Consider the following 15,947-nt stretch of genomic DNA (forward strand, 5'->3'; position numbering starts at 1 on the left):
TAAATATGAGTACTCAAGTTAAGCCCATTTCCTGCACAATCAAAGCCCAGCCCGCATCGCGGGGTTTAGTTCAACACTTGTATATCCACAGTCTTGTGGATCTATTCGCTTTAGCTGGAGGTATTTTTGTTGGTTAATAGGCTGATTGTGTGCGGTGGGTGTCCGTTGGTTAATACTGTCATTGGTTTTTTCCTTTTTCGATTTCGCCGATTAAGTTACAAAAATTTACAAAATGTATGTACGAGTAAGCATCTTTTTGTTTTCATTCTAAGTAGTTGATAATCTTTATGGAGCATTTTCTATTTAACACCCCAGGGGGGTACCTCCGAGGTACCCCCCCCCACCTCAAACATGACTCGAGTTACCTCTGAGGTGACTGCAGTCGGTTCTGACCTGACTCGACTTACCTTGGGGGTGACTGCAGTCGGGTTCGAACGGACTCAAGTCATCAAAAAGGTGACTGCAGTCGGTAAAAGGGTCGGCGAAGTCAGCGCTGAGCAAACTCGAGTCGGCAAAAACAGAACTCGGGTTGGTTCCGGACAAACTCCAGTCGGGGATCAACTACGAGCTTCCCACCTGGGCCCATGTTCACCTGTAAGCTCAGAAGCTCCATTTTAAGCGGGCAAAGAGTAATTTACCAATTTCACCAAATTCGGTGCCTTCTTCCCCAAAAAACAATTGCCCGGTGGCCATTAGTTCCAGGTTGTTTTGAAGCGAATAGCTTGCTGTGGGGCCAATGTACCAGGAGCCATCGCTGGGATTCAGGATGCTGGAAAGATCGACGGAAAGCAGGGGCGTAAGCGGATAGGAACACTGCCCGAACAAGGAATAACGAGCCAGCGAAAGGTATTTGGCGGAAAGTTTGTTGTTGAAAAAGGGGTCTAATCCGCCCGCTTTGCCTGTGGTGCCATGGCTATTGTACAGAATGCCGGAGTGAATATAGAGGGAGCCAGGAAAAGTATAGTCGGCCGAAATGGAGGCCACCGTTGCGGTTTCAGACCCGGAGTCTTCTTGTCGTGGCTTGAAATGGGTGATCTCTCCGCGAAAACCGGCACCTTTAATATCGCCAGCCCAGCCGGCGCCCAGCATGTAGTCGGTACCAACCCATCCGCCGATAAACTGAAAATCGTAATCCCATTGTGAAAATCGGTACAGTCCGGCCAGGGCCATGTCGTTTGCATTTTCTCCCAATTGGTAAACCAGTTCAGCCGAAGAGGTCATTCCGGTATAGTATTGAATGCGCAAGGCATCGGTTCCGGGGCGCTCTTCGTAGTCGAAATCGAAATAGGAAAAGGAGTTGAAAACGTCGTTTGGATTCCACACCAGGTTGACACCCCAGTTGATTCGCTGGCGTCCCAGCCGGATTTGCCAGTTGCCCGAAACCCAGTCGAGGTAAGCCCGGTCGAAGAAGCTGTGCATGAACCAGCCTTTTCCTTCGAATGGCACAAAGGATAAATCCAGGTAGCCATTATCCACATCAACCACCGACTGGTAGGCAGGGTATTGCTTCACGAGGTTTCCAAACAGGATGCGGTTGCGCATTTCCACCACGGCTGTCAGTTGGGTGGACGCGTACCATTTAAAATTCAGTCGGTTGTGAAAGGTGTTGGCCACCAAGGCATCGGAGCCAATGCCCGGCAGCTCCTGGTCGGGTTTGTAATACATGAACAGCTCCTTGGCATACCCGGTCAGGCTAACCGCTTGCTGGGCCTCTGCCAGCAAAGGAACAGCCAGGAGCAGGAGCAGGTAAAAACGTTTCATCGTCCGGTTGCTGTAAAGCCATCAGTAAATTCAATGGTGCAAAAATAGTTGTAGGTCGGATGCTTATCTGCTGCCACGCCAACGGTGGTAAAACCGGCATCCAGAATGTTGGCACGGTGTCCGCGGTTAGCCACGCCGTCGTCAATTAACAGCGAAATGATCGCGTATTGGGCATTGGTGTAGCCGTACACCAGATTTTCGGCCAGTCGCGAAGTGTAGGTGCCAAAGCGTTTGACCCGAACCTGAGGCGTCCAGCCACTTTTGGTCAGGTGGCCGGTTCCGCCATAAGACTTTTGATCTTTGACCAGCAATTCAGCGGCGGAGGTTAAGCTGCGCGAAGGTTCCAGTGGCGGAACCGGAGCTGCTGTTTTCAAGGCCTGAATGGCTTCTTCCAGGGCGGCAACTCCCTCGCGGGTTTGCAAAGGCGCCTCGCCGGGGAAGGTGAGCACCTTGTTGTTGTAGGCCGCTTTTAACGGTTCGAGGTAGTCGGCCGCATAGCGGGCCGGGTTGTTGCGAACCTTGTTCAATTCCAGTACAATTGCTTTTTCGTAAGTATCCAGGTAAAAGGCTTGCTCGACGGTATTGATGCTTTCAGGCCACGAGTCATCCTGGGGCGTGTTGGCTGGTTCGTGGTTGTTTGAGGTGGAGACTAAAACTCCGAAAAGAATGAGCATGAGGTTTAAGATTGCCTGCATAATTAGCTGTTTTTACGATTGTCATTAATTATTTTTCCATCTTCAAGGGTAATAACCCGATGGGCTTTGTTGACCACGCGCTGGTCGTGCGTGCTAAAGATAAAGGTTATTTTTTCTTGCCTATTCAGCTCTTCCATGATATTGAGCAGATTTTCGGTTGATTTTGAATCGAGGTTGGCGGTGGGTTCATCGGCCAGCACAAACCGGGGTTTCGAAGCCAAGGCCCGGGCCACAGCTACCCGCTGTTGCTGTCCGCCGGAAAGCTTGGCCGGCCGGCTGTTTTCGCGTCCTTTTAGCCCGACAGCTTCCAGCAGTTGCATGGTGCGCTCCTCCCGTTCTTTTTTGGGCCTTCCTTGCAGGTGCATAACAAACTCCACATTTTCTTTGGCTGTCAGTACCGGAATCAGGTTGTAGGACTGGAAGACAAAACCTATGTTTTTCATTCTGAAATCAATGAGTTGTGACGATTTGAGCTGGGCCAGTTCGGTTTGATCAATGCGAATGGTTCCTGAACTTGGTTGGTCCAGTCCGCCAAGCATGTTGAGCAGGGTGGTTTTGCCCGAGCCGGAAGGGCCAACAATGGCGGTAAACTCTCCTTCATCAATGGATAAGTCAATGCCATTGACCGCGTGTACCTCGATTTCTGAATCTTTGTAGGTTTTAAACAGGTTATTGATGCTTATAATTGTCATCGTTGGATGGTTTTAAAAGTTGGTTCTTGAATTATTCTGTTCTGATGGCTTCGGCCGGATTGTATTTCAGTGCTTTGCGGGCCGGGTACACCGAGGCAATAATTCCGGTGAGAATGACCAGCAGGATAATGACCAGCACCATTTGAGTTTCAACCACCGGGTAAATGATGGCCGAATAGCCAAAATCTTCCAGCCCCTGTGCCCAGTTCGACAGGTTGATGCCTTTTTCCTGAAGGGCAAAAGAAGCTCCCAGCCCCAGGACGATTCCAATGAGGCCACCGGTAAGCGTGAGCAGGGTGGTTTCAAGCATAAGCATCAGGAACACCCGAAGCCGGCCCATGCCGATAGCCATGAGCATGCCAAGCTCTTTCACGCGTTCCATCACCACCATCAACATGGTATTAATAATGCCGAATCCCAGGGAAAGCAGGATGATGATGACAAAGATGTAGGTGTATAAATTGCCAATTTCATTGAGGTAGCCGAGTTCAGGGGTGAGCTCTTTCCAGTTCATGACTTCCAATTCAGGGTATTTGGCTCGAAGCTCTTGGGTGACGGACTCCAGCTTTTTCTGATCGTTAAGGTGAACAATGATTTCGTGCGCCACTCCTTCGGGAAGCATGCCTAAGCGGGCCAGATCGTTGTACCGGACAAAGACATTGGCCTCTTCAAACATGCTGTTGGTCAAATCAAAAATACCACATACCCGGAACGCTCCGCCGGTAATGTTTCCATCGGCATCCTGAAGTGTGATAACCACTTTGGATTTTAACTTGATTTTGAGTTTTTCGGCCAGTTTTTTTCCGATGATGATTGGGTTTCGGCTGATGCTTTCAAAATAGTCCCCTTCAGTAACAAACTGGCTTAATTTAGTCACCTGCTTCTCTTTTTCAGGAATGATGCCCATAATTTTAACGCCGGTGCCGGTTTCGGCCGAAGCAATCATGGATTGAATGGTTACCCGCGGACTGACTCCATCAACTTCAGGGAGCGCTGAAAGCTGGTCAGCCAGCTGAACTCCCTGCCGGATGAATTGGTTGATCTCATAATTTTCGCGATAGGTCGGCTCATGCAGCTGGATGTGTGAGGTTTCTGTCTCCACGCCGGCTTCCAGCCGCTGGTTCATCCAGCCTTTTGTGAAGGTAGCACTAAACACGCCGGCAAACATGCCAATTGAAATGGCCGTGATGATAATGCCTGACCGAACCGGGTTTCGCCAAATATTTCGCCATGCAACAGAAGTAATCATATCGGGTGGGTTTAAGCGTGTAGTGCGTTAATTAATTTCATTCGGTTGGCCGAAAAAATGGGGTAGAAGGCAATGAGCAGCGTGATCAGGAATACGGTGAGTGCCTGGTGCCAGAACACCGAAGGGGCCAGGGAAAAGAACATATACGGTTCAAAGCCGTAGTCTTCCATCAGTTGGGCTGCTTGTCCGGTTAGAGGAATGGGGTTTTGCGCCTGGAAACTGAGTAGCGGAATGCTGACCAGTAAGCCTGACAGGGCGCCAATCATGCCGATAAAAACCGTTTCGTAGAAAAGGATGGTGGCCAGTTTATAGCGTTGCATGCCAATGGCAACCATCACGCCAAACTCCCGTCTGCGTTCAGCAATCATCATCATAATGGTGCCCAGAATGCCAAAGCCTATGACAATGTAAAGCACTGCTTTCATGATGATGCCACCTGCCCGGTCGCTTTCAATTTGTTGCACCATTTCGGGCGACATCTCCTGCCAGCTCATAATGGAATAAGGTGAGGTGAGATCGGCCCGTAGTTTCTTCAGGCTCCGCTGAAGCAGGTCGTTGTCCTTGATGTTAACCACCAGGGAGCTTAGTCGGTTGGGTGCCGAAAAGAAATCCTGACAAACGGGAAGTGTCATGTAAACAATCATTTTATTCAGCTCTGGTGAGGCATGTTTGATGATGCCGCGAATGGGGTATTTCCCGGCGGCACTGATGCCGTGGTACCCTTGACTGATAAGTACCAGCGTGTCGTTCACACCCAGACGGAGATAGTTTGCCAGCCCTTCGCCAATCAGCAGTCCCTGGTCTTTTTCATCCAGGTAGGTGCCTGAGCGAACATTGCTTTTTAGCGAGGTCAGGCGGTTTTCCGGTTCCGGTTCAATTCCTAAAACCAAAACGCCCTTGGTTAGTTCGCGCGAGGAAGCCAGTGCGAAGGATTCCAGCCTCGGAATAAGAAAGTCCACTTCGTTGTGGGCTAAGATTTTTTGCCGGAGGGAGTCGTTGTCTTCAAAAGTGTCGTTGATGCTTTTGCTTTCCCAGTAGTTTTCGTGGTGTACCTGCATGGACCCCGAGTAATACTTTACGACCATGTCAACCATTTTTTCGTACGAACCTTCCTGCATGCTGGTCATGTAGGCCGAAAGCAGTACGCCAAAAAAGATGGAGGCCACGGTAATCAGGGTTCGCCGTTTGTTGCGCCAAAGGTTGCGCCATGCTATTTTTAGGTTAGTGGACATAAGTTACGGATTGAAGGATTGAAGGATTGGAGGATTGAAGGATTGATGGGTTGGTTTCATCGTTTATTGGTTTGAATTTTTTCGGGCTTTTGCCATGATCTTTAGCAGTTCAAGACTTTCGTTATGCAGGGCCTTTGTTTGCTTGTTGTTGCTCAATTCTGAAAGAATCAAAAGATCAAGCCACATTTCCGTTTCATCGGCTTCCTCTACGACAATGCACAGTTTACTGTAGAATTCATTTTTTGAACGGGCTCTGCAGGCTGCTCGGTAGTTGGCGTAAATTGAACTTCCTGATCGGATTAACTGATCTTTGATAATTTTCGTCTCTTGAGAATATGGGATTTGCGTTGTTAATTCCAGAAGATTGAGGACGAATGTTCTCAACCGCTCTTTCATCTCCATTCGATATTCTATTTGCTCTGAGGTTGCCATTCCTAGTTGTTTTTTGTTCGAACGTTCCATCTCTGCACCCTTCTGTCCATCAATCCTTCCATCCCTCAATTTCTTATTCTTTTCATATTCTGAATGGAGAAAAAAGATGCCTTCAAATCAACATCAAAATCGATCTGGTCAAAGGTCATGATGGTTTTGTGTCCTTCTTTTTCGGCCGGAATCATTTCCAGATGCGTTGGAATAATCCGGTCATCCATTTGCCTGATATCACTTAAAATTTCGGTGTTGACCAAAAAATTATCTTCGTCGTAAAATTCGGCTTTCAACCACAGCAGCTCTTCCTGGCTGACCCACATGTAAATTTTGCCCCACACAACGGCTGCTTCTTCATGTGGAATCAGTTCTATTTTATAGCATGCATAGCCTTCAAGGTTTTCTTCGCCTATCAGCTGGTGTTTATAATCTTTCACCAGCGATGATTCCTTCACCAAATCGTCGTTGGTAAAGTCGGAACCCATCCAGGATTGCATCATCATTGATGGCGGTATTTTAATCATCCGGTCAATGCTGGGAACCCAGTTCCACATTTCGTTTTCACGTTTCAAAAAAACCTGTCCTTTTTCTTTGGCAGGCGCTGTAATCAAAATCAAAGAATAGTCGGAGCCCAACGTCCAGTTTTTCATCGAAATGGTTCGTTCCCACGCCGGGCGTTGAATGGTCATGGTAAACTCGCCAATGCTGGAGTTGCCGCGTAGTTTTTGGTCGGCTTTGCGAACGATCTCTTTGATATCGACCGATTGGGCAGTGGTTGACAGGGTCAGGATAAACAGGACGAAGTAGGTTGTTAATTTTTTCATGAAAGCATTTTTAGTGAATGGTTTCGTTGACCGGTCAGGCAAACAAGTTTTGCAATTTATCCATTCGCTTGCTTGATTCGGTTTTTGGTTATAACCATTGTGTTAAGTTAAAACAGTGTGGCTTATTTTGCAACTTAATGGCCATGAAATTGCCTGCGGTATTGGGTAATTGGTTATAAGCGGCTTAATGAACCGCCTGATTTTTTTTGCAGGATAACTCTTTCCATGAAAAATAAGGAATTTGTGCAATCGAATTCGCATTTTACTTATTTCAATTATCTTTACAGGAACTACCAAATAAAATTAATTAAACACAACGTGATGAACGATACCCGAAGAACCTTTATCAAACAGTCGGCTGTTGTTACTGCCGGAATAGCTGCATTGCCTACGATTATGAATGCCGGATGTGCTTCGCCCAATGAAAAAATTACGGTGGGGCTGATTGGCTGCCGTGGAATGGGTTTTAACAACCTGCAATCATTCCTGAAAAACAAGGAAGTGGAATGCCTGGCTCTTTGTGATGTGGATCAGCGTGTGCTGGATAAGCGGGGCGAAGATGTGGAGAAAATGACCGGCAAACGTCCGATTTTATACAACGACTTTCGGCAGCTGATTGATAACAAGGATATTGATGCTGTGATTGTGGGAACACCTGATCATTGGCATTGCTTGCCCATGGTTTATGCTTCGGAGGCGGGAAAACATGTGTATGTTGAAAAACCCATTGGAACGACCATTGAGGAATGCAACGTGATGGTAGCCGCACAAAAACGCTATGGTAACGTGGTACAGGTAGGGCAGTGGCAACGTAGCCACCAGCACTGGAACGATGCGGTAAACTATGTACAAGGCGGAAACATTGGACGGGTGCGCTCCGTACGTTCGTGGTCCAATGTGGGCTGGAAACGCTCCATTCCGGTAGTGCCCGACTCGGAAGCTCCGGAAGGTGTTGACTACGACATGTGGTTGGGACCTGCTCCGAAACGTCCGTTCAATAAAAACCGGTTTCATGCCTCTTTCCGTTGGTACTGGGACTATGCTGGTGGGGTGATGACCGATTGGGGCGTACACCTGCTTGATTTTGCCTTGTTTGGGATGAATCAGTATGTGCCGAAATCAATTATGGCAGTGGGCGGAAAATATGCCTTCCCGGATGATGCTATGCAAACACCCGACACCATGACGACGGTATATGACTTTGGCGATTTTGGCTTGGTGTGGGACCACACCATTGGTATTTACGGTGCCAATTACGGAGGCCGCGGACATGGCGTTGCTTTTGTTGGCGAATACGGAACCTTGGTGATTGACCGTAGTGGCTGGGAAGTGATTGCAGAAACCAAAAGCACCAGTAAGAAGGAAGGTTATGATGGAGTGAAGTTGCAAAACGCCCAAGGAGATGGCCTGGATTTGCATGTGAAAAACTTTTTGGATTGTATTCGCACGGGCAACAAGCCCAATTGCGATATTGAAACCGGGGCGCACATTGCCCGCTTTGCTCACCTGGGGAATATCTCTTATCGCCTGGGACGCAAAGTAAACTGGAACCCCGATGCACAGCAGTTTATTAATGACGATGAAGCGAACGAACTGGTTAAAGCCCATTACCGTTCGCTCTGGACACTGCCCAAAGTATAACAATAATATTCAAATACAAAGCCCGGAGATTTCAAATTCCGGGCTTTTTTATGAGCTTAAACCAAGCTTCCTGGTTTGGTCTTCGAAGCCGGTTAAATGTTGATGATTTCTTGCATGTTCAATAAATCGGTATCAATGCTGTTTTTCAGCCTAACTGCTTTGCTAAAGGGAACATGCGTAATCCGGTTGTTCCTTAGCCCGATCATAATGCTTTGCTGATCGTCAAGCAGGGCCTCAATGGCTGCAATCCCAATTCGGGTGGCAACAATCCGGTCTTTAGCTGTCGGACTTCCGCCGCGCTGCATGTGCCCCAAAATGGAGACGCGGATTTCCAGATCCGGATTTTCCTGTTGGGCTTTTTCCGCCAGTTTGATTGCGCCGCCCATTTTGTCGCCTTCAGCAATAACAACAATGCCGCTTGTTTTTTTACGCTTGTAGCCCTTGCTGATGTAGCGTTCAAATACCTCTTTGTCTTTGGTTGACTCCGGAATCAGAATGACTTCAGCGCCAATGGCAATCCCGCTGTTCAGAGCCAGCAGACCTGCTTCCCGCCCCATCACTTCAATAAAGAAAATGCGACCATGCGAGGCAGCGGTATCCTTAATTTTATCGACTGCCTGAACAACCGTGTTAAGGGCCGTATCGTAGCCAATGGTGTACTCCGTGCCATAGATGTCGTTGTCAATCGTTCCCGGAATCCCAACAATGGGGATGTTGAATTCCTTGGAGAAAATAAGAGCTCCGGTAAACGAACCATCGCCACCAATAACGACCAAGGCGTCGATTTCGGCTTTTTGCAAATTTTGATAAGCTTTTTCGCGTCCCTCTTTGGTCCGAAACTCTGCGCATCGGGCCGTTTTTAAAATCGTTCCTCCTTGCTGAAGAATACCGCTGACATCGCGCGAACTAAGCGGTCGAAAATCGGCGTCAACCATTCCTTTATAACCATGGTTAATTCCAACCACTTCTAATTTATTGTAAATGGCAGCTCGTGTTACGGCGCGTATGGCCGCATTCATCCCGGGAGCATCACCTCCGGATGTTATAATGCCGATTTTTTTAAGCTCCCGTGATTGTCTGATGTTGGTTTTTTCTGATTTTGTCATGGAATACTTCGATTTATATTGACCTTGCAAATTAGCCATTCACGGGGCGATTAGCAATTATTTCGAGGAAATTATAACGGGTACCCTGCCTTGGGGCGTTTTCGAAATCCAGGTTATGAGAGATTCAAATTTCGGGAATTTTAAGCCCAAAGGGTGTGAGTTTCAGAGAGAGGATTCAGTTGCTTGCAATTAATAGCTTTTCACCAGTTCGGCTACTTCTTCCATCAGCCACTGCGGGGTAGAGGTTGCTCCGCAAATGCCCGCCGACTTTTTCCCTTCAAACCAGCCCGAATCAAGTTCATCTGGTGATGAAACAAAATGGCTGTTGGGATTTACTTTCAGACAAACTTCGAACAGAAACTTCGCGTTTGAGCTTTTTTTGCCGCCTACAAAAATCAGGATGTCATGCTGAGCGGCAAACTCCTTCATGCGGGGCACGCGGTTGGCTACCTGCCGGCAGATGGTGTCTTTCACCACAAGCTCTCCGGTTGATCGGGATTCAATCTTTTGGGCAAGCTCGTAAAATTCATCCACCGGTTTTGTTGTTTGCGCAAACAGGTAGGCCGGCTTGTTGCTGTTGATTTTTGCTAAGTCGTCTTCGTGTTCAACAATGATGGACTGGTTGTTGGTTTGCCCGTTAAGACCAATGACTTCGGCATGTCCCTTTTTTCCAAAGATGATAACTTGCCCGTCTTTTTGTTCCATTTCCTGAAAGGCTTCTTTTACCCGCTGCTGAAGTTTAAGTACCACAGGGCAAGTGGCATCAATCAGCTCAATGTTGTTGGCTTTGGCGTAAGTGTAGGTTTCAGGGGGTTCGCCATGTGCGCGAAGCAAGACCTGGCAGTTTTTCAAGGTGAAGTATTTCTCGCGATCAATCGTTATTAGCCCAATGGACTCCAGTCTTTTGATCTCCATGCCATTGTGCACAATATCGCCCAGACAAAAGAGCATACCTCCCTTGTCAAGGGTTTCTTCTGCTTTTTTGATGGCATTGACCACGCCAAAGCAAAAGCCTGATTTATGATCGATCTCTACTTTCACGGTAAAATTCTCTGTTGTCGCTTGGTCATTCAGCTAGCAGTTTTCAATACGCTCTTTGGCTCTTTCCACCGCCCATTTCAGTTGTTCTTCACGGTTGAGGTAACTGTTGTCCAAAATCAAGGCATCGTCAGCGCGCATTAGCGGGCTTTCCTTCCGGCCTGAATCAATCCGGTCACGGTCTTCCACATTTTTCAGAATTTCGTCCAGCTGCACCTGCTGCCCTTTGGCAGTTAGTTCATCGTATCGTCGTTGTGCCCGGACTTCAGGGCTGGCAGTCATGAAAATTTTCAATTCAGCCTGAGGGAAAACCACTGTGCCGATGTCCCGCCCATCCATAACAATGCCTTTGTTTTTGCCCAGCTCCTGTTGTTGCTTGACCATGGCCTGACGCACTTCTTTGATGGTGGCAACCGGGCTTACATGGTTTGCAACCGGAAGCTGTCGAATTTCTTCTTCTACATTCTCCCCATTCAGGTAGGTCTCGTTTTGCCGGGTGGCTTCGTTCCAGTGAAACTCAATTTTAATTTTCTCCAAACGGTCAATCAGGCCCTGCTCATCCACAGTCCCGTTTTTGGCCAGTTGGTTGCGTAATGCAAACAAAGTTACTGCGCGGTACATGGCACCGCTGTCCAGGTAAAGGTAGCCCAACTGTTTGGCCAGTTGTTTGGCCACCGTGCTTTTGCCACATGATGAGTGTCCGTCAATGGCAATCACAATTTTTTTGCTGTCAGTCTGATTCATTGTCGCAAATATATTGTTTTCTATGGAAGTTCCGGAAAATTGAAGGAAACAAATCACTAAACCAATACGGTTTGTTTGTGGGAGGAGGAAGTAGAAAAAGTCAGACCTGTCGTTTTTTAATGAAAGTTTTCATTCAAATTAATGGCCACGGAAATGTGGTTGCTGCTGGCTGCCAGGTGGTAGCGGGCAGACCCGTAATTGAAGTGAAACCGGTTGATTTTAAATCCGAAGCCCCATGAAAAACCAACAGTCGAGGCTTTGTCGTTAAAGATGAGCTCTTGCCGGCGTTGGTAATTGTAGCCTGCTCTTAAAGTCAGGTTTTCTGTTGGGAGCAATTCAATACCCAATAACAGGTGCCGCATAAACTGTTTCCCAAAGCTGTCTTTTTGAATGGTACTTTCAAAACCGTTATCGTTCTCTTTAGGTTGTGCCAGTTCCCATTTTTGAAGGTGCTGCAGGGTAGCCGACAGGCGCAATGGAGCGTGCTCAAGGCGCTTGGAAAAACCCAGTTGAATATCGAATGGAATGGACTCGCGCTCGGCTCCATCGTAATATGTGGTGACCTGACTACCGATATTTCGAAAGACAAGGGCAACATTGCTTAGCCGGTTGGGACTGGCATAACTTACGCCCAAATCGATGGCAACTCCGAAAGACTGGTAAGCCTCGAAAGAAGATAAAATGGGTTTTAGTGTGGCTCCAACCCGCAGCCGGTTAAAGGATTTTGACCAGAGAATATTCAGCGCATATTCCGCAGCTTTAAATGTTCCGCCTCGCTCTCCAAATTCATCGGCATACACAAATTTGCCGTAATTGATGTAATGCATGCCCAAAGCAAATACGCCTGCTTGTCCGTAGTTTTTCGCATACGAGGCGTAGCCAAATTGAATATCGTCAAAGTAATTGATGTAGTTGAGCAATAGTTTATTGTCCATTTCAGCATGGAGCAGCGATGGATTGTTGTAGGCAACATTCAGGTCGGTGGAGTCGTTGATGGCAATTTGGTTACCTCCAAGTGCTGCCATGCGGGCCGAGTTGGGAAGGTTGAGAAACTCATAGGTATTTTCGCCCCCAATTTGGGCACGAACTTGCAGTGTGGCAAAAATAAGAGCAAGCAAAATGAGTTGTTTGGTTTTCATCCCTCAGGGCTGGTTGGTGCTTCAAATGCCAAAGATATTTTTTTATTTTGATAAGGAGATGATTTGTCGCGATTTTCCCGACAGCTTAGGAGCTTTTGGGTGCTGATCAGGGAAGGCTAGGTTGCCCGTTTTTTCGGAGATTGCTTTTGTCAGCAGAAGGAGCGAGGGGTATAAAAAAACAGAGGCTGCCTTTTTAGGACAGCCTCTGTGAGCATATTTTGTCTTTTTTTATTTTGCCTCTTTATAAGTCAGGCGGTCAACGGTAGAGATTTCCATGAATGTGGAACCACCACCAATTCCAAAGCTTCCTCCAACATAGATCACCATGTCGTCTTTGGTTAAGCGACCCATTTTCTCAAGGGTTTTCAATGAGGAGCGAACAACTTTAAATTTGTCTTTTTTAGGCTCAATTAAAATTGGACGAACACCATAGGACAAGGCCAGTTTACGGAAAATCTTCATTTCGTAACAGCTGGCATATACTGGGTTTTTACCACGGAAAGCCGCCAGGTAGCGAGCTGTTTTGCCTGTTAGTGTGTTGGTAACAATGGCTTTGGTGTTTAGCTCTTCTGATGCAAGAATAGCTGCTTCTGACAAATAAGCCACCACCTCGTTGTTCACAGCTGGCAATGTAATGTCGTTCCGCTTGTCTTTGCTTCCTTCAACCTGATTTGCAATTTTTTTCATGGTAGCAACGGCTTCAACCGGGTATTGGCCGTAAGCTGTTTCTCCACTAAGCATTACTGCATCCGTTCTGGAATAGATCGCGTTGGCAACATCGCTTACTTCAGCACGCGTTGGGCGCGGATTCTCAATCATGCTGTGCAGCATTTGGGTAGCAATGATTACTGGTTTTTTACGCTGAACGGCTTTCTTGATTAAGAGGCGTTGGATGCCTGGAATTTTCTCTGCAGCAATTTCAATACCCAAGTCACCACGGGCAACCATAATACCGTAGGCGTGATCCAGGATTTCGTTGATGTTGTTTACGCCATCCAGGTTCTCAATTTTGGCGATGATTTCAATCGGACTGTTGTATTTGTCCAGTTCCTCCTGAACTTTCAGCACATCCTCTTTATTACGAACAAAGGAGTGAGCAATGAAGTCTAGTTCATGCTTGGCTGCAAATTCAATAAATTTTCGGTCTTTTTCGGTGACTGAAGGCAGGTTGACGCTAAAGCCCGGTGTGTTTACACTTTTCTTACTCTTAATCTGCCCCGGGTTTTCAACCCGACATAAGACGTAATCATCGTGTTTTTCCTGAACGGATAGTTCTAATTCTCCGTCATCAATCAAGATAGTTCCATCTGCCGGAATTTCAGTATGGAAGGCATTATAAGACACTGTAAGAACAGTTCGTCCTTTTTCACTTTTGCGTTCTATTCCTGAGACTTCAACCAGTTCGCCTTCAGCAACATCAATTGGGTCTTCGAGTGCACTTGTTCTGATTTCGGGTCCTTTGGTATCGATCAGAATGGCAATCTTGTCAGAAACTGAACGGATGTTGTTGACCATCATTAAAGCTGTCTCCTCAGTGATGTGGGCAGTGTTCAGCCTGGCAACATTCATCCCCGCTTGATATAAGGCTTTTACGAATTCTGGCTCGCACCTTCGATCTGATATTGAAGCGACAATTTTGGTGTGTTTCATCTCTGTTATTTAAAAATTAAGGGCTGCAAAATTAGGCTTTTTTCTTTCAGAGCGAAGAAAAGTGCATCACCATAGCGTTAAATGATTCAAAAATTAACGTTAGAGTAGACTTTCGATACCCAATCGGTAAGAATCAAGCCCAAATCCCATAATACTTCCTACACAAACGGGACCGATCAACGATTCGTGGCGGAAGTTTTCGCGCGTGAGTATGTTCGAAATGTGTACCTCAATTACGGGAGTTTTCACGCCAGCGATGGCATCGCGAATGGCAACAGATGTATGTGTATAAGCTCCCGCATTTATGATGATTCCATCATAGTCAAAACCCACCTCATGGATTTTATCAATCAGTTCGCCTTCAATGTTCGACTGGTAGTAGCTTAAGTCTAGTTGTGGGTATTTAGCTTGAAGGGTTTTAAAGTAGTCATCAAAGGACAAATCACCATAAATATTCTTTTCTCGTTTGCCTAATAGGTTTAAATTGGGTCCATTGATTAACAATATTTTCATTTTTATTGTATTTTAATTTAAAATTTTAGTAACTTTAACAAGCCGAAGGACGTATTGATAATTATGTATTCTTGGGGAAGAAACTATGTACTAATTAATACGTTTGAAAGCAACAGAACCAAAATTACAAAAATTGATTAGAGAACAAATTTAAATGCTTTTAATTATGAAATGGGAAGATAGTAAAAAAGGTTTTGAAAATTTCTTGAGATTGGAAAAATCATTGTCACAAAACTCCATTGCCGCTTATGTCAATGACATTAATAAGCTGATGGTTTTTTTGGAAGAAAATTTTAAGAAACTAGCGCCGGAAAAGGTCAAGTTAAATCATTTAAGAAGTTTTGTGGAGCACTTAAATGACCGGGGCGTTTCTCCTCGTACGCAGGCGCGTACCATCTCTGGTATTAAATCGTTTTTTAAGTATCTGTTAATCGAAGGCAAAATCCAGGGAGATCCGACCACGCTTTTGGAATCACCCAAAATCGGGCGTAAACTTCCGGATGTATTAACGATGGAAGAAATTGACACGATTATTGATGCCGTTGATTTAGAAAAGCCCGAAGGACAGCGCAATAAAGCAATGCTGGAAACGCTGTACAGCTGTGGTTTACGGGTGTCTGAACTGGTAAACCTGAAAGTAACAAACTTGTTTTTTGAACAAGGCTTTGTTAAAGTAGAAGGAAAAGCAGAAAAAGAACGTTTGGTACCGGTAAGTGAAAAAGCGGTAGTTGAAATTAACAAGTACCTGAATGGTTACCGGAAGACCTTAAAAATTAGTCCGGAGAGTGAAAATGTTTTATTCTTAAACCGGAGAGGTAAAAAATTGAGTCGAGTAATGATCTTTACCATTATTAAAAACCTGGCTCAAAAAGTTGGGATGGATAAAAAGATCAGTCCACACACCTTCCGTCATTCTTTTGCCACTCATTTAATTTCCGGAGGAGCGGACTTAAGAGCCGTTCAGGAAATGCTAGGGCACGAATCCATTTTGACTACGGAAATTTACACACATTTAGATCGTGATTATTTAAAATCAACGATTAGCCAATTCCATCCAAGATCTTAAGAAATTACCTGGTTCTGTTAATGATTTCTTAACATTTTAAGTTTGTGAATTTTTGGGTTTTATAATCTTCAAAGACAGCCTGTTGGTAAACAGGCTGTCTTTTTTCTGTTAATTAAATATGAACTTCTTCCAAATTAAAAATATAGGCCCGACTGCATCGGAAAAAAAAAT

15 protein-coding genes are annotated in these 15,947 nt (G+C 46.0%); 2 read left to right on the forward strand and 13 right to left on the reverse strand.

Features of this window, described 5'->3' with window-relative positions; all coding sequences use genetic code 11:
* Positions 1-600: 600 nt before the first annotated feature.
* The 7 genes from Q1A18_RS02915 to Q1A18_RS02945 all read right to left on the reverse strand — a co-directional run bounded on the left by Q1A18_RS02915 (position 601) and on the right by Q1A18_RS02945 (position 6,879).
* A complete protein-coding gene (locus Q1A18_RS02915; RefSeq protein WP_299577178.1) occupies positions 601-1,761 on the reverse strand; it encodes a hypothetical protein in 1,161 nt (386 codons plus the stop codon).
* A complete protein-coding gene (locus tag Q1A18_RS02920) occupies positions 1,758-2,456 on the reverse strand; it encodes a CAP domain-containing protein (RefSeq protein WP_299577180.1) in 699 nt (232 codons plus the stop codon). Before Q1A18_RS02920 ends, Q1A18_RS02915 begins: the two co-directional genes overlap by 4 nt.
* Positions 2,457-2,458: 2 nt before the next feature.
* Positions 2,459-3,148, reverse strand: a complete 690-nt coding sequence (locus Q1A18_RS02925; RefSeq protein ID WP_299577182.1) for an ABC transporter ATP-binding protein — start codon at positions 3,146-3,148, stop codon at positions 2,459-2,461.
* A gap of 31 nt (positions 3,149-3,179) precedes the next feature.
* Complete coding sequence (locus Q1A18_RS02930) at positions 3,180-4,397, reverse strand: FtsX-like permease family protein (protein ID WP_299577184.1); 1,218 nt, start codon at positions 4,395-4,397, stop codon at positions 3,180-3,182.
* 11 nt (positions 4,398-4,408) lie between these two features.
* Positions 4,409-5,629: an FtsX-like permease family protein gene (locus Q1A18_RS02935; RefSeq protein ID WP_299577185.1), complete on the reverse strand. Its 1,221-nt coding sequence runs from the start codon at positions 5,627-5,629 to the stop codon at positions 4,409-4,411.
* A 63-nt stretch (positions 5,630-5,692) separates the two neighbouring features.
* Entirely contained in the window at positions 5,693-6,061 is a 369-nt protein-coding gene (locus Q1A18_RS02940) for a four helix bundle protein (RefSeq protein ID WP_299577187.1), read from the reverse strand.
* A 65-nt stretch (positions 6,062-6,126) separates the two neighbouring features.
* Positions 6,127-6,879: an outer membrane lipoprotein-sorting protein gene (locus Q1A18_RS02945; protein WP_299577189.1), complete on the reverse strand. Its 753-nt coding sequence runs from the start codon at positions 6,877-6,879 to the stop codon at positions 6,127-6,129.
* 321 nt (positions 6,880-7,200) lie between these two features.
* Here Q1A18_RS02945 and Q1A18_RS02950 point away from each other — a divergent pair, with 321 nt between their 5' ends.
* Entirely contained in the window at positions 7,201-8,520 is a 1,320-nt protein-coding gene (locus Q1A18_RS02950; protein ID WP_299577190.1) for a Gfo/Idh/MocA family oxidoreductase, read from the forward strand.
* A gap of 92 nt (positions 8,521-8,612) precedes the next feature.
* Here Q1A18_RS02950 and pfkA read toward each other — a convergent pair whose 3' ends face one another.
* The 6 genes from pfkA to aroQ form a co-directional block, all read right to left on the reverse strand.
* Positions 8,613-9,626, reverse strand: coding sequence for a 6-phosphofructokinase (gene pfkA, locus Q1A18_RS02955; RefSeq protein ID WP_299577192.1), 1,014 nt, complete (start codon positions 9,624-9,626; stop codon positions 8,613-8,615).
* A gap of 189 nt (positions 9,627-9,815) precedes the next feature.
* On the reverse strand, positions 9,816-10,667 hold the full coding sequence (locus Q1A18_RS02960) for a 4-hydroxy-3-methylbut-2-enyl diphosphate reductase (protein WP_299577194.1): 852 nt from the start codon (positions 10,665-10,667) through the stop codon (positions 9,816-9,818).
* A 33-nt stretch (positions 10,668-10,700) separates the two neighbouring features.
* A complete protein-coding gene (gene cmk / locus Q1A18_RS02965; protein ID WP_299577196.1) occupies positions 10,701-11,408 on the reverse strand; it encodes a (d)CMP kinase in 708 nt (235 codons plus the stop codon).
* A gap of 116 nt (positions 11,409-11,524) precedes the next feature.
* Positions 11,525-12,547 (reverse strand): type IX secretion system protein PorQ, encoded by a 1,023-nt coding sequence (gene porQ, locus Q1A18_RS02970; RefSeq protein ID WP_299577198.1) that lies wholly within the window; start codon positions 12,545-12,547, stop codon positions 11,525-11,527.
* A gap of 228 nt (positions 12,548-12,775) precedes the next feature.
* Positions 12,776-14,197, reverse strand: coding sequence for a pyruvate kinase (gene pyk / locus Q1A18_RS02975; RefSeq protein WP_299577200.1), 1,422 nt, complete (start codon positions 14,195-14,197; stop codon positions 12,776-12,778).
* 99 nt (positions 14,198-14,296) lie between these two features.
* Positions 14,297-14,710: a type II 3-dehydroquinate dehydratase gene (gene aroQ, locus Q1A18_RS02980; RefSeq protein WP_299577202.1), complete on the reverse strand. Its 414-nt coding sequence runs from the start codon at positions 14,708-14,710 to the stop codon at positions 14,297-14,299.
* Between the two features lie 166 nt (positions 14,711-14,876).
* Here aroQ and xerD point away from each other — a divergent pair, with 166 nt between their 5' ends.
* Entirely contained in the window at positions 14,877-15,776 is a 900-nt protein-coding gene (gene xerD / locus Q1A18_RS02985) for a site-specific tyrosine recombinase XerD (protein ID WP_299577204.1), read from the forward strand.
* Positions 15,777-15,947: the final 171 nt, after the last annotated feature.

Source organism: uncultured Sunxiuqinia sp. (assembly GCF_947495665.1).
Lineage (GTDB): Bacteria > Bacteroidota > Bacteroidia > Bacteroidales > Prolixibacteraceae > Sunxiuqinia > Sunxiuqinia rutila.

Excerpts from the sequence above, each read along its gene's own strand:
- Q1A18_RS02915 (WP_299577178.1), bottom strand. The coding sequence starts at position 1,761 with ATGAAACGTTTTTACCTGCTCCTGCTCCTGGCTGTTCCTTTGCTGGCA.
- Q1A18_RS02920 (WP_299577180.1), bottom strand. The coding sequence starts at position 2,456 with ATGCAGGCAATCTTAAACCTCATGCTCATTCTTTTCGGAGTTTTAGTC.
- Q1A18_RS02925 (WP_299577182.1), bottom strand. The coding sequence starts at position 3,148 with ATGACAATTATAAGCATCAATAACCTGTTTAAAACCTACAAAGATTCA.
- Q1A18_RS02930 (WP_299577184.1), bottom strand. The coding sequence starts at position 4,397 with ATGATTACTTCTGTTGCATGGCGAAATATTTGGCGAAACCCGGTTCGG.
- Q1A18_RS02935 (WP_299577185.1), bottom strand. The coding sequence starts at position 5,629 with ATGTCCACTAACCTAAAAATAGCATGGCGCAACCTTTGGCGCAACAAA.
- Q1A18_RS02940 (WP_299577187.1), bottom strand. The coding sequence starts at position 6,061 with ATGGCAACCTCAGAGCAAATAGAATATCGAATGGAGATGAAAGAGCGG.
- Q1A18_RS02945 (WP_299577189.1), bottom strand. The coding sequence starts at position 6,879 with ATGAAAAAATTAACAACCTACTTCGTCCTGTTTATCCTGACCCTGTCA.
- Q1A18_RS02950 (WP_299577190.1), top strand. The coding sequence starts at position 7,201 with ATGAACGATACCCGAAGAACCTTTATCAAACAGTCGGCTGTTGTTACT.
- pfkA (WP_299577192.1), bottom strand. The coding sequence starts at position 9,626 with ATGACAAAATCAGAAAAAACCAACATCAGACAATCACGGGAGCTTAAA.
- cmk (WP_299577196.1), bottom strand. The coding sequence starts at position 11,408 with ATGAATCAGACTGACAGCAAAAAAATTGTGATTGCCATTGACGGACAC.
- porQ (WP_299577198.1), bottom strand. The coding sequence starts at position 12,547 with ATGAAAACCAAACAACTCATTTTGCTTGCTCTTATTTTTGCCACACTG.
- pyk (WP_299577200.1), bottom strand. The coding sequence starts at position 14,197 with ATGAAACACACCAAAATTGTCGCTTCAATATCAGATCGAAGGTGCGAG.
- aroQ (WP_299577202.1), bottom strand. The coding sequence starts at position 14,710 with ATGAAAATATTGTTAATCAATGGACCCAATTTAAACCTATTAGGCAAA.
- xerD (WP_299577204.1), top strand. The coding sequence starts at position 14,877 with ATGAAATGGGAAGATAGTAAAAAAGGTTTTGAAAATTTCTTGAGATTG.